12 protein-coding genes are annotated in these 12,664 nt (G+C 55.3%); 5 read left to right on the top strand and 7 right to left on the bottom strand.

Features of this window, described 5'->3' with window-relative positions:
* Positions 1-119: 119 nt before the first annotated feature.
* From glgX to ABIB59_RS15570, 4 genes are all read right to left on the bottom strand, one after another.
* The gene (glgX, locus tag ABIB59_RS15555; protein ID WP_079497396.1) at positions 120-2,195 is read right to left on the bottom strand and encodes a glycogen debranching protein GlgX; all 2,076 of its coding nucleotides are present in this window, start codon (positions 2,193-2,195) and stop codon (positions 120-122) included.
* Positions 2,196-2,241: 46 nt separating this feature from the next.
* Complete coding sequence (treY, locus tag ABIB59_RS15560; RefSeq protein WP_354036088.1) at positions 2,242-4,779, bottom strand: malto-oligosyltrehalose synthase; 2,538 nt, start codon at positions 4,777-4,779, stop codon at positions 2,242-2,244.
* Positions 4,776-6,563, bottom strand: a complete 1,788-nt coding sequence (treZ, locus tag ABIB59_RS15565) for a malto-oligosyltrehalose trehalohydrolase (RefSeq protein ID WP_354036089.1) — start codon at positions 6,561-6,563, stop codon at positions 4,776-4,778. Before treZ ends, treY begins: the two co-directional genes overlap by 4 nt.
* A 252-nt stretch (positions 6,564-6,815) precedes the next feature.
* Positions 6,816-7,565, bottom strand: a complete 750-nt coding sequence (locus ABIB59_RS15570) for a GntR family transcriptional regulator (protein WP_125124659.1) — start codon at positions 7,563-7,565, stop codon at positions 6,816-6,818.
* Between the two features lie 209 nt (positions 7,566-7,774).
* On the opposite strand from ABIB59_RS15570, the gene ABIB59_RS15575 reads away from it, so the two are divergent.
* Complete coding sequence (locus tag ABIB59_RS15575) at positions 7,775-8,704, top strand: DUF7916 family protein (protein WP_071194228.1); 930 nt, start codon at positions 7,775-7,777, stop codon at positions 8,702-8,704.
* Between the two features lie 48 nt (positions 8,705-8,752).
* Here the strand turns inward: ABIB59_RS15575 and ABIB59_RS15580 are convergent, their stop codons facing one another.
* Complete coding sequence (locus ABIB59_RS15580; protein ID WP_079497400.1) at positions 8,753-9,115, bottom strand: NUDIX hydrolase; 363 nt, start codon at positions 9,113-9,115, stop codon at positions 8,753-8,755.
* A 7-nt stretch (positions 9,116-9,122) separates the two neighbouring features.
* Complete coding sequence (locus tag ABIB59_RS15585) at positions 9,123-9,707, bottom strand: NUDIX hydrolase (protein ID WP_335255593.1); 585 nt, start codon at positions 9,705-9,707, stop codon at positions 9,123-9,125.
* 87 nt (positions 9,708-9,794) lie between these two features.
* On the opposite strand from ABIB59_RS15585, the gene ABIB59_RS15590 reads away from it, so the two are divergent.
* A complete protein-coding gene (locus ABIB59_RS15590; RefSeq protein ID WP_039078986.1) occupies positions 9,795-10,553 on the top strand; it encodes a DeoR/GlpR family DNA-binding transcription regulator in 759 nt (252 codons plus the stop codon).
* Positions 10,554-10,607: 54 nt separating this feature from the next.
* Here the strand turns inward: ABIB59_RS15590 and ABIB59_RS15595 are convergent, their stop codons facing one another.
* Entirely contained in the window at positions 10,608-11,159 is a 552-nt protein-coding gene (locus ABIB59_RS15595; protein WP_354036092.1) for a cytochrome b, read from the bottom strand.
* A 330-nt stretch (positions 11,160-11,489) separates the two neighbouring features.
* Here ABIB59_RS15595 and ABIB59_RS15600 point away from each other — a divergent pair, with 330 nt between their 5' ends.
* The 3 genes from ABIB59_RS15600 to ABIB59_RS15610 are packed head-to-tail and all read left to right on the top strand — an operon-like array spanning position 11,490 to position 12,659.
* Positions 11,490-11,792, top strand: a complete 303-nt coding sequence (locus ABIB59_RS15600) for an ArsR/SmtB family transcription factor (protein ID WP_071194225.1) — start codon at positions 11,490-11,492, stop codon at positions 11,790-11,792.
* Positions 11,789-12,220, top strand: a complete 432-nt coding sequence (locus ABIB59_RS15605; protein ID WP_107222727.1) for a YeeE/YedE family protein — start codon at positions 11,789-11,791, stop codon at positions 12,218-12,220. The genes ABIB59_RS15600 and ABIB59_RS15605 overlap by 4 nt, the downstream gene beginning before the upstream one ends.
* A gap of 19 nt (positions 12,221-12,239) precedes the next feature.
* Positions 12,240-12,659 (top strand): YeeE/YedE family protein, encoded by a 420-nt coding sequence (locus tag ABIB59_RS15610; RefSeq protein WP_079497403.1) that lies wholly within the window; start codon positions 12,240-12,242, stop codon positions 12,657-12,659.
* The last annotated feature ends 5 nt before the right edge of the window (positions 12,660-12,664 follow it).

Here is a 12,664-nt window from a genome sequence, read left to right on the forward strand (position 1 = left end):
CGTAAACGGCAGCAGGAAGCAGGCGGGCTAAAAGTGAGCAGGCGCGTGGCCTGCTCAGAACAACGGCTTTTAACGTGACGGTGTCACGTGTTTTTTACCCTAAACGAAGGTGCGTATCGCTATGGACGCCTGAACAGGACGATAGAGCGGCCCTCCAGTTCAAAATCCATCTCTTTGGTGATAACCAGCCCACGTTTGGCGTTTTCTGCGGTGGAAATCTCCAGCACCCAGCCACCTTCGCCAAACTGCGGAATACGAAACGGCACATTGCCTTCAAACGGGTTAATGAGCATCAGAACATCGTGCCAGATACCTTTTTCCGTTTGCAGGTCCGGGCGACCGATATAGACACCGAGCGTCGAACCCTCATCCCACTGTTCCGGCTGCTGGAAACCGCCCCCGGCGTTAAACCACTCGATCACCATGCCATCGCGCCAGTTTTCACGGCGCAGCAGCGGCTGGTCGGCGCGAAGTTTAATGACGTGGCGGGTAAACTCATGCAGTGTTCTGGCCGTTTCCGGCAGGTTATCCCAGTGCACCCATGAGATTTCACTGTCCTGACAATAGCCGTTATTGTTCCCCAACTGGCTGCGACCAAACTCGTCGCCCGCAAGCAGCATGGGCGTGCCGTGTGAGAAGAACAGTGTGGCAAGGAAGTTACGTTTCTGCCGCTCGCGCACGGCGTTAATGCCTTCATCCTCTGTTGGACCTTCCGCGCCATAGTTGCAGGAGCGGTTATCGTTGTGGCCGTCTTTATTGTCTTCGCCGTTGGCTTCGTTGTGCTTGTCGTTGTATGACACCAGATCGTTAAGCGTGAAGCCGTCATGGGCGGTAATAAAGTTAACGCTGGCCCACGGGCGACGTCCGCGCAGATCGTACAGGTCGCCGGAGCCCAGCAGGCGGGCGGCGAAATCGCTGGAGACATTATCGCCATGCCAGTATTCACGCACCGTGTCGCGATATTTATCATTCCACTCGGCCCAGCCTGGCGGGAACCCACCTACCTGATAGCCGCCCGGACCGATATCCCAGGGTTCGCCAATCAATTTCAGTCGTGACAGCAAAGGGTCCTGCATCATGGCGTCAAAAAAGCCGCCGCGCTGGTCGAAGCCTTCCGGTTCACGCCCCAGAATGGTCCCCAGGTCAAAGCGAAAGCCGTCGATATGCATCGACTCTGCCCAGTAACGCAGCGAATCCATCACCATTTGTAGCACCCGTGGATGCGAGGTGTTCACCGTATTACCCGTACCGGTATCGTTAATGTAATAGCGATGCTGCTCAGGCAAGGTACGGTAGTAGGAGAAATTATCGATCCCCTTAAACGAGAGCGTCGGGCCCAGTTCGTTGCCTTCCGCCGTGTGGTTATAGACCACATCGAGGATCACTTCGATACCGGCATCATGAAAGGCGCGTACCATATCGCGCACGCCCTGAATGCCTTTCGGACCGTAATAACGCGAAGCCGGGGCAAAGAAGCCCAGGGTGTTATAACCCCAGAAATTTTTCAGCCCCTTGTCCAGAAGGTGCTGATCATCCGGAAACCAGTGGATGGGCAGCAGTTCAACCGAGGTGATGCCGAGATTTTTGATGTAATCCACCGTCGCCTTGTGGCCCATGCCTTCAAAGGTGCCGCGCAGCTCCTGCGGCAAGGCGGAGTTGAGCTGGGTAAAGCCCTTCACATGCGTTTCATAGATAACCGCACTGGACCAGGGAATGGCCGGGCGATGTTGGTCCTGCCAGTCAAATTCATTCGGGTCGATCACCCGGCATTTGGGCATATAGGGGCCGCTGTCGCGGGTATCAAACGTCAGATCTTTATCTTCATGTAACAGGTCGTAGGCAAAGTGCGATTCATTCCACTCCACATTGCCAACCAGTTCGCGGGCGTACGGATCAACCAGCAGTTTATGCGGGTTAAAACGGTGACCATTTTCCGGGTCGTAAGGCCCATGGACGCGAAACCCATACAGTGCGCCGGGTTTCAGTCCGGGAACGTAGCCGTGCCAGATTTCATGGGTGTACTCCGGCAGATCGAGCCTTGCAATCTCCTGTTTGCCGTCGGGAGCATAGAGACATAGCTCAACGCGCTGCGCGTGGGCGGAAAAGAGCGCGAAGTTGACACCCTCACCATCGTAATTAGCACCAAGCTGGTGATAATTTCCTGCCGTAATGGTAAATGACTTTCCGTCTGACATTTTTTCCTTCTCCCGCGAATTAAGATTTTGCCATAAATACAAAAGGTTAAAATGAACTATACAAAACGCGTACGGGCAGACTGCCATCACCTGACGCCAGGTTAACGCCGTCGTTCAGGTCTTCTTCTTTTCCGGTAAACAGATCCCGATAGCGCCGTCCGGCAAGCGCATCCGGCAGCGTGACCGATGTCTCCAACCCTGGCGGGTAGAGCCGGTCGGGGTGAGCGGCCAGCGAATCGAAGACCAGGCGCGGGACGATAACAACCAGCGCCTCCTTGCCAGTGGTACGGGCAAAGGCGATAACATTTTTCGCCTGCGACCCTGACGCTGAAAGCGGCAGATAGTCACCGGTGCGAAACAGCAGCGGTTTTTGCTGACGGAAACGGGCAAGGAGTGCGATGGCCTGCTGTTTCGTCCTGCCGCTAAACCAGGCGTCTTTATCGGTAGTGAGCGGCTTTTCCTCATCGTCAAGCGCGCTGGCCAGCGCAAAGAAATCCGGTTCGCGGCGATTATCGGGATCCACAAGGCTAAAGTTAAACGCCTCGCTCCCCTGATAAATATCCGGTACACCGGGCGCAGTAAGTTTAATTATTGCCTGGGTCAGGCTGTTCACCAGTCCGGCGCGAATAAAAGGTTGCAGGGAGCGGTGGAAATCGACCAGAAACGGCTGGTTTTCCGCCGAGAGCAGATGAGTGACATAGCCGAGCACCGCCTGTTCGTAGGCGTCATTGGTGTCACCCCAGCTTGTACGCAGTTTCTCCTCACGCAGCGCTTTTTCCACATAGGGGAGAAAGCGGGCTTCAAGGGCTTTGAGGCCTTTATGATCGTCCGGGCGTAACGTAACGGGCCAGGCACCGGCCAGCGCCTGATAGATCATCCATTTGCTGCCGGAGCGCGGGGCGGCGCCGTCATCTATCAGCACCACTTTGGACTTGTTCATTTCGCGCCAGCGAACAATGCACTGCGCCCAGTGTTCGGGCGCTTCGGTGAGGGTATAGAGCCGGGCGCGGGTATCCTCACCCCGTTTGGTGTCATGGGTGGAGGTGGTCGACAGGGCATCCGGCTGTCGCTCGCGGCGGGTTTGCATTGCCTCATGGAACGCGGCCAGCGCGTACGGTCGCGGTAGCGGTTCAGAGCCCACTTCATTGAGCGCCAGCGCCATGTGCTGACGGAAAAAGAGGGTATCTTCCACTGATTTCGCCATCAGCGGCCCGGTCAGTTGCTGAAAGCGGGTGCGGAAGGTGAGCACATTATGAGCGGTGCTCTCCTTCACCTCGCCAACAAGAATCCGTTGCAGGAAATCCAGCGCCTCAGGATCCGGCAGGGTACCGAGCGCTCTCACCGAATCGGCCACTTTTTGCAGCAGAGCATGGTCCGCCGGGGGCAGTCCACTGTCAGTGCCGTAGGTACGGTAGACGGGGAAGGCGACCAGCAATTCGCGCAGGGCCGTACTGAGGGCGGTTTCATCGAGCGCGACACCTTCCGCCGTGGCAATCTCCAGGCTGAGCCTGAGCAGGGTGTTGAACTCCCCTTCAAAATTGCGCCCCGACATCAGCAGCTTCGCGGCCCGCAGCTCGTTTGCCATATCAACCGTTCTGCCCAGCACCTCTTCGTAGGTCTGGCTCAGGGCCTCCATATTGTCGCCATCGACCAGTGCGTCGGATAACGCGGCGATAAATTCATAACCGGTGGTCCCGGAGATGGGCCAGTCCTGGGGTAGCTGTTCGCCTTCACCCAGGATCTTCTCCACGGTGATATAGCAGTCCGGCCCGGCCTGTTGGCGCAAATGGTCAAGGTAGCCTTTCGGGTCTGCCAGCCCGTCAATATGGTCGACCCGCAGCCCGTCAACAATGCCGCTATGCACCAGTTCGAGGATCAGCCGGTGGGTGTCATCAAAGACGGTTTTATCTTCAACGCGTACCCCCACCAGACCGGTTATTTCGAAAAAGCGACGGTAGGAGAGCGAATGGGGCGCGTCACGCCAGCAGGTGAGTCGCCAGGGTTGCCGCTCATGCAACGCGCTGATGGCTGATTTATCCGTCAGGTTCAATATCGCGGCGGGGTCGTCCTGCCAGCTTTCCGGCGTCAATGGGTAAAAACTGTCGTAATAGGCAAAGGCGGGATGTCCGGTTTCCGGGTCCGGCTGCACGCGGATCTCATCACGCGCCAGCACATTTTCAAAGGTATCGCCCAGGAAAGGCAGTGTCAGCGGGCGCGTCCAGTCGATATCAAAATGGTGGGCGTAACGGCTTTGTGGACCGTGTTCGATAACATCGCGCCACCAGCGGTTTTCCAGCGATGCCGCCATATGGTTTGGCACAATGTCGAGGATCAGACCCAGCCCGGCCTCTTTGAGCGCGTTGACCATGCGGTCAAACCCCTTGCGCCCGCCAATGGCCGGATCGATTTCATTGGCGTCTGTTACGTCATAACCGTGGGTGGACCCTGTGGTGGCAGTAAAAACCGGCGAGGCATACAGGTGGCTCATACCGAGGCGTTTAAGATAGGGCACCAGCGCCGCGGCGCGATCAAAGGTCATGCCGTTACGAAACTGAATACGGTAGGTTGCCGTTGGAATGGTCATTGCGCATCTCCTGACGCGAGGCGAACCACAATCGAGTGTGGAGGCAGTTCGGTTGTCATAGCGGGGCGGGCAAACAGTGTTTTGCCAGGAAGCTCGGGAGCGGGCCGGGCCTGTTCGCCAAGATTGAGCGCCATCGATAACGTGCCGCCAGGGAACGTCCAGCGTACGGCGAGATAGCCGGGCGCGGTATCCACGACCGTACCGTTATGGCCCGTCGCGTGGGCGAGTAACGGCACAATGTACTGCTGGCGCAGCAACAACAGTTCACGGGTTAAAGACAACCATGCTTTGCCTTCCGCGCTTTGCTGCGCCTGCCAGTTGAGTTTCGACATCGTGAAGGTGCGTTCGTCATTGGGATCGGGGACATCGACACCGTCATAGCCGGAGTGGCCGGAAAATTCGTTTGCGCGGCCTTCGCGTACAGCGCGGGCGAGATCGCCATGGAAATCGGTAAAGAACAGGAAAGGCCGCGTCTCGCCATACTCTTCACCCATAAAGATCAGCGGAATATGCGGTGAGAGCAGCAGGGCAGCAAGCAGACACTGGCTGCGTTCCGGCCCGGCGAGGCTAATCAGTCGTTCACCTAAAGCGCGGTTACCCACCTGATCGTGGTTCTGGATAAAGTCGACAAAGGCGGTGGGTGGCTGGCTTCGGCTGTCCACACCGCGCGGTTCGCCACTGTGCGGGGAGACTTCACCCTGATAGGCAAACCCTTCGGCGAGCGCCCTGGCAACCCATTGTTCAGGGGCGTTTGCGAAATCCTGGTAATACGCGTGGGTTTCGCCCGTCGCCAGTACATGCACGGCATTGTGGAGGTCGTCGTTCCATTCACCGGTAAAAAGCGGGACGGAACCGTCTTCATTGCGCGGGTGCAGGTCGGTGATGTTACGGCTGTCTTCTGTTGTGAGATGAACGGGACGGTCGGTTACCTGTTGACGAATGCGCTGCGCGATCTCAGTGAGAATGTGTTTTTCGGATTTATCCTTAATCTGATCGATGGCATCGAAGCGCAATCCATCAAGGCGAAACTCGGTCAACCAGTAGAGCGGCGCTTCCGCGATATAGCGACGGGCCGCATCCACATCATAAGCAATCCCCGCCCCCCAGGGGGTGGAACGGGAGGTATCGAAGAAGTCGGGTGACAGCAAGGCGAGATAATTGCCTTCCGGGCCAAAGTGGTTGAGCACAATATCAAGCACCACAGAAAGCCCAAGACCGTGGGCGGCGTCGACAAAAGCGCGGAAATCGTCCGGCGTACCGTAAGCGGAATGCGGTGCGTAGAGCAGTACGCCATCGTAGCCCCATCCCCGGTTGCCGCCAAACTGCGACAGGGGCATTACTTCAATTTGGGTAATTCCCAGTTCGGCAAGATAAGGCAGTTTCCTGATGGCTGCCTGGAGGGTGCCTTCCGGGGTAAATGTGCCGATATGTAGTTCGTATACAACGGTTTCTTCCCACGGACGCCCCTGCCACTGCGGGTGCTGCCAGCGGTACTGCGTGGGGTCAATGACCAGCGACGGACCATTGACATCCGCTTTCTGTGCGCGAGAGGCCGGGTCGGGAATCGTCATACCATCGTTAAGAACATACTGATATTCCGTGCCGGGCGCGACGTTTTCAACGGTAAGTTCAAACCAGCCCTCGTCGCACGGACGCATCTCCAGGTCTTTACCTGCAAGCCGTAGGGTGATGCCGGGTTGACCGGATGCCCAGAGACGAAACTGGACGGTACCGTTGCCAAGCCATTCGGCACCCCAGCTTTTATGAAATGATGTTGACTCCATTCAGTTACCTCGTTTAATGCAAAAGCGATCAATGGCCAAAAAGTGCCTTAAGAACGCGACACCTCAATGCATACGAAGGTGATCATAGACGATAATGGGAAAAGTGATGTGACGGTGTCACTTATGAAATGTGCAGAATGGGCGCAATTCTGGCGGGTGATAGGCGAGCGTGTCTCATTGTTTAAGCGATACGCCAGGGCGTTCGTCATTTGCCGGAATTAACCGGTTAAGGCGATTTTTTATCGCGCAAAATCATGCGTTTTCATTGTAATTTGCCCTGCGGAGTTCGAGGGTGAAGTCGTGGTAATCGCTAAGGCACCAGGTACAGGTATGTTCCACGGGAATATCGTTATGGCTGTAACCTGTACGGGTGATCAATAAAAGGGGGGTTTTTTGTTGAACGCCAAGATAATGTGCCAGCCTGTCATCAGCCGCGACGGCGGCAAAACGCTGATTCGCGCGAAGTACCGGCATACCTTTTTGTTCCAGGTAGCGATAAAGCGATTCAGGCAGATCGGTTATTTTTTCCAGCAACTGGGCTGGTAACAGCGCCGTTTGTACGGAGATGGCAATGCCATTGATTTTGCGTACTCGGGTCAGCTCAACCACCTCGTTCTGCCCTGGGCTTACTTGCAGGATCTGACGCTCCAGCGATGAAGCAACCCGACGCTGATAGCCAACCAACTCGCTTTGTGCCTGACCTCCGCTGGCATCGACCATCTCGCTAAAGCTTTCCAACAAGGGGAGTGACTGGCGCAGGTGGGGGGCGACAAAAGTGCCCGCACCTTGCTGGCGAATAAGGATCCCCTCATCAAACAACTGCTGGAATGCCTTTCGTACCGTACCCCGTGCTATCGCCAGCGTTTCCCCGAGCTCACGTTCCGAAGGTATGCCATCACCCGGTTGTAGTTCTCCTTTTGCAATGGCTGTTTTGATGACATTGATCAATTGAATATACAGCGGCAAGCCGTCTGATGGATTGAGGGAAAAGACAATGGGCATTGCATCTCCAGAATGAATTTCTGCATCAATCTTTAGTGTACCAATCCTTAATCATATTGCGCCACTTGTCATCATGGTTACGTGTAATCAATGCCGATAAAAACGTGAAATTGATCGCGAAATAGACATTTCAGGCTGGTTTTTGAACGCATGATTTATTTAAGGTGGTTAAGTGGTACATAAATGGTACACAAACAAAAGGTGGAGATATGACAACCAAACGTTTACTGGACTGCAGTGCTTCTGACTTGGTACAGATGGACAAAGCGGCGTTGCTGTATGCGATTCGTGCCAGTGAAGGGCGCGTGTTGATCAGTGAAACGATCGCGATCACGCAGCCGCTGCTTAACAACGTGACCAATGCAGAGCTTGCGGCGTCACAGGGGGCGGATATTCTGCTTATCAATATGTTTGATAGCGAACATCCACAGATTCAGGGCATGCCTGCGGATACCCAACCGGAAGAGGTGTTACATCGTTTAGCGCATCTGACCGGGCGAATCATTGGCGTAAATCTGGAGGCGGTCGACCCCAACTTTGCCCGCAATCATGATGACATCTGGAAAATGAATCCGGGACGCGCGGCGACGGCGGATAATGCACGTAAGCTGGTGGAGATGGGGGCTAAAATCCTTGTACTTACCGGGAACCCCAATAATGGCGTGAGCAACAAGGCGCTTGGGCTGGCGCTTAAAGAAATACGCGATGCGATTGGCGACAGTGTAGTGTTGATTACCGGTAAAATGCATGGTGCCGGTGTGGTACGGGAAAGTGGAAGCGCCATTATTAACGAAGACGATGTAAGCTGGTTTGCTGAGCAAGGCGCGGATATTGTGTTGATCCCGGCCCCCGGTACTGTGCCAGGCATGAGTCAGGAAAAGGTCGCCGCGCTTATTGACTGCGCACATGCTAAAGGCGTCCTGGCGATGACGGCTATCGGAACGTCACAGGAAGGGGCCGATATCAACACCATTCGCCAGATTGCCTTGATGAGTAAAATGGCGGGAGCCGATCTGCATCATATTGGCGATACGGGCTATATGGGGATGGCGCTGCCGGAAAATATTCTGGCCTATAGCGTGGCCATTCGCGGTGTCAGACATACGTATACGCGTATTGCACGTTCGGTAAATCGCTAAAAGCGCATGAGCCGCTACCCGCGCTGAGGCGGATAGCGGTTTTGTCGATTAAACGGCAGGAATGCTCTCCAGCGACGGGTAAATTGTCAGGCCGTGTTGTCTGGCGACCTCGATATCCATATCCGCCCCGCGGGATTCTCCGGCAATGCGATAGAGTGCGTCACAGCGGGTTATCAACCGATGCGCGACCGGATAGAGCATCGCCTCGCAGATTTCATCACCGTGCGATGTGGAACCCGCGGCTTTTGCCAGTGGCAGGGCCAACCATTCACCAATCACCGGAATATGGCCGCGTTGCCAGACCGCCAGCGCGGCCTCTTCAAGTCTGGCAAGGTTCTGCGCGATTAAGTCAGCCTTGCCCTGTGTCCCACTGCGATAAGGGCCAGCGATAAGAATGATTTGTCGGTTCATGATGCCCTCACAGTATTTTTTTTAACGCGACATGGTAGAGCAGCATGATGGTCTTACCGTCGCAGATAAGGCCGCTGTCAATGGCCGCAAGGGCGTCATCCAGTGTCAGTTCCATGACTTCAATGTCTTCGCCTTCGGCTTCAATACCCCCGCCCTGGCTTATCTTGTCGCCCGATTGGTATTCTGCGGTGTAAAAGAACAGTTTTTCAGTGACAGAACCGGGGCTCATAAAGGCTTCGAAGACCTTTTGTACATTCGCCACGCGATAGCCGGTCTCTTCTTCGGCCTCTGCTTTAATGCGGTTTTCCGGATCCATGTTATCGAGCAGGCCAGCGGCGGCTTCAATCAGGTAACCGTCATGTCCGTTGATAAAGACCGGAAAACGAAACTGACGGGTCAGGATAACCGTCCGTTTCTGGCGGTTATACAGCAGGATCGTTGCGCCGTTGCCGCGGTCATACACTTCACGATTTTGTCGTTGCCACTCTCCGTCGCGGCGGCGCAGGTCAAAGGTATATTTGGTGAGCGTATACCAGTCGTCGGACAGGATTTTGCTGTCCTTAATGCGTACTTCTGCACGTTTTGATTGCACAATACCACCTCCATACGTAGAGTAGGCATCATAAACAGCAATTTCGTGCATGATCAAGATCAATCGTGCAAAAACAGGAATAGCCTTATGCTTACCAGCCAACGCAAGCGTCTTATCCTCGAACAACTCGCCCGTGAAGGACAGGTGCTGTCGAAAGCACTCAGCACGCAATTTGCGGTATCGGAAGACACCATTCGCCGTGACCTGCGTGAACTGGCGGCAGAGGGGGAATTACAGCGCGTCCACGGCGGGGCGCTCCCCGCATCGGGAGCGACAGCCACCTTCGCCGAGCGCAAATCCCTGCGCCTGGATTCGAAAAAGCGGGTGGCGCAGAAGGGGGCTGAACTTATCCTGCCAGGCCAGGTAGTGATTATTGATGGCGGGACGACGACGGCGGAGCTGATCACCTTCTTGCCGCCGGATTTGCACATCACCGTCGTAACCCATAGCCCGAGCATTGCCCTCGCGCTGGTGGAACATCCGTGCATCGATGTCATTCTGATTGGCGGAAAGCTCTTTAAACACTCGGTTGTCACTACCGGAACTGCCGCTATTGAAGGGATTTCCGCCATCCATGCGGATCTGTTTTTTATGGGGGTAACGGGAATACATGCCGAGGCGGGGTTGACCACTGGTGATTACGAAGAAGCCAGCGTCAAACGGGCATTCTCCCGCCGTGCGGCAGAGACCATCGTGCTGGCATCCGCAGAAAAAATAAATGCGGCTTCTTCTTATGTCATCGGTGAGTTAGCGATGGTGAATACGATGGTGGTGGAAGAAGAGGCCGATGCCGGGCTAATCGCCGCGCTTGAAAAGGCCGGTGTCGTGGTGGTGAAGGCAGACTGAAACAGGGTTCATCACCCTTCTGCGACAGAAAGTGATGAGCCCTGTTAGCCGATACTATTTTCGGTTAGCGCGTGGGTGCATAAAAGGCAGCATCCTCTCAAGGGTATTATCGCGAACAATATAGTGATGGAACAGCGCGGCGGCGGCATGCAGGCCCACCAGGAAATAACCGGCGTTGGCGATCAATTCATGGACCGATTTCAGGCTGTGCTGAAGCTCCGGGTTTTTCGCCGCGGCGATGGGCATTTGCAGGCCCAAAAATGACCACTCCACCTGCCCGACATAGAGTGAAAGCACACCGAACAGCGGCAAACTTAAAAACATCAGATAAAGCAAACCGTGTACGGCTTTGGCGGAGATGGTCTGCCAGCGCGGCGGCTGCGGAATAATGTCCGGATCATGATGGGTGAGTTTCAGACCAACACGCACCACCATTAATATCAGCACGCTTACCCCCGCCGTGTAATGGGTGAGAACCAGCAACGCGTGCGGCGCGCTGCCCTTGGTGGTAAAACCTTTTAATTCCATTGCTGCGTAGGCGATAACAATCATCAATAACACCAGCCAGTGCATGATGCGCTGGCTGCGAGCAAATGTATTTTTCACCGGAATGTCCCTCATAGATAACGGTGAACCAGATATAAATAAACAACCTTAAGCCGACATTAATGGCACCGTCTCATAACAGACATTTCTTTCTTATCTTTCTGTTTTTAATTCGGTTTATTCAATTTTAGCCCTACTGCTTTATCTGTAACAAAGCCCGACAATGGGGAGAATTGTGTATTTCATGGGTTGTTGAGGCAGCAGTGAAGGTGTTTCTGCTGGTCCAAAATGCCATTGAACAATATATAATTTAATAATATATTAAAAAGTATATTGTATGCGGTTGTAGATAAAGGTAAGTCACCCGTGAAGACACCCGATAAACAACACATGTACGCCGCTGCCGCCAAAGCGGCAGGGGTGCTGAAATCGATGGCCAATGAAGACCGCCTGCTGTTGCTGTGCCATCTCAGCCAGGGCGAAGCGTCCGTGGGCGAGATAGAACAGGCGCTGGGCATTACGCAGCCGACACTCTCGCAACAACTGGGGGTGCTGCGTCGCCAGCAACTGGTGGAAACCCGGCGCGAAGGAAAGCAGATCTTCTACCGGGTCGCGGCACCGGATGTGCTGATATTGCTCAACACCCTTTACACACTCTATTGCCCGACACCGGAAAACGAGGAGGGGGAATGATGATTGACTGGACACATTTCACGCCGCTGGAAAGCGCCATCGGTGGGGTGGTGATTGGTGCGGCGGCATCAATGCTGATTCTGTTTTGTGGACGGGTCGCCGGGATCAGCGGCATCCTCGGCGGCGTGCTGTCGCGGGCAAATAACGACAAGGGCTGGCGAATAGCGTTTCTGCTCGGCATGGTGCTTTCCCCGGTGCTCTGGCGTCTGGTGGCGCCGCTACCAGCGGTTAGCATCACGGCGTCCTGGCCGATGCTGGTCGTGGCCGGTCTTCTTGTCGGGGTGGGAACACGTTACGGTTCCGGCTGTACCAGCGGCCACGGTGTGTGCGGCCTGTCGCGTCTGTCGGTGCGTTCACTGGTCGCCACGCTGACCTTTATGGCCGCCGCGTTTATTACCGTGTGGCTGGTCGGTTTCTGGCGTGGCTGAGCGTAAAAGGAGTGCTCTGATGAACAAAGTTTTTGCCTTATTGTCGGGTCTGCTGTTTGGTATCGGGCTGATTGTCGGCGGTATGGCCAATCCGGCAAAAGTCATTGGTTTTCTGGATATCACCCGCGTGTGGGATCCCTCGCTGGCCTTTGTGATGGGCGGGGCCATTAGCGTTGGCTTCTTTGCCTTTCGCGCGGCGGCCAGACGCAAACGGCCACTCTGTGGCGATAAGATGCATCTGCCCACCTCCAGTCACATTGATAAACGTCTGGTGGGTGGGTCGCTGTTATTTGGCACTGGCTGGGGTCTGGCGGGTATCTGCCCCGGCCCCGGGCTGGTGCTGCTGGGGGCTGGTTTCACGCAGGGGCTAATCTTCGTGCTGGCCATGCTTGCCGGGATGCTGCTTTTTCAGGGGATTGAAGGGTACCGACACCGTTAGTCACA

It is taken from the genome of Citrobacter sp. UYEF32 (genome assembly GCF_040546205.1).
GTDB lineage: Bacteria > Pseudomonadota > Gammaproteobacteria > Enterobacterales > Enterobacteriaceae > Phytobacter > Phytobacter diazotrophicus.

What these genes read in the sequence shown, in the direction of transcription:
- glgX (WP_079497396.1), bottom strand. Translation starts at nt 2,195, where the DNA reads ATGTCAGACGGAAAGTCATTTACCATTACGGCAGGAAATTATCACCAG.
- treY (WP_354036088.1), bottom strand. Translation starts at nt 4,779, where the DNA reads ATGACCATTCCAACGGCAACCTACCGTATTCAGTTTCGTAACGGCATG.
- treZ (WP_354036089.1), bottom strand. Translation starts at nt 6,563, where the DNA reads ATGGAGTCAACATCATTTCATAAAAGCTGGGGTGCCGAATGGCTTGGC.
- ABIB59_RS15570 (WP_125124659.1), bottom strand. Translation starts at nt 7,565, where the DNA reads ATGCCCATTGTCTTTTCCCTCAATCCATCAGACGGCTTGCCGCTGTAT.
- ABIB59_RS15575 (WP_071194228.1), top strand. Translation starts at nt 7,775, where the DNA reads ATGACAACCAAACGTTTACTGGACTGCAGTGCTTCTGACTTGGTACAG.
- ABIB59_RS15580 (WP_079497400.1), bottom strand. Translation starts at nt 9,115, where the DNA reads ATGAACCGACAAATCATTCTTATCGCTGGCCCTTATCGCAGTGGGACA.
- ABIB59_RS15590 (WP_039078986.1), top strand. Translation starts at nt 9,795, where the DNA reads ATGCTTACCAGCCAACGCAAGCGTCTTATCCTCGAACAACTCGCCCGT.
- ABIB59_RS15600 (WP_071194225.1), top strand. Translation starts at nt 11,490, where the DNA reads ATGTACGCCGCTGCCGCCAAAGCGGCAGGGGTGCTGAAATCGATGGCC.
- ABIB59_RS15605 (WP_107222727.1), top strand. Translation starts at nt 11,789, where the DNA reads ATGATGATTGACTGGACACATTTCACGCCGCTGGAAAGCGCCATCGGT.
- ABIB59_RS15610 (WP_079497403.1), top strand. Translation starts at nt 12,240, where the DNA reads ATGAACAAAGTTTTTGCCTTATTGTCGGGTCTGCTGTTTGGTATCGGG.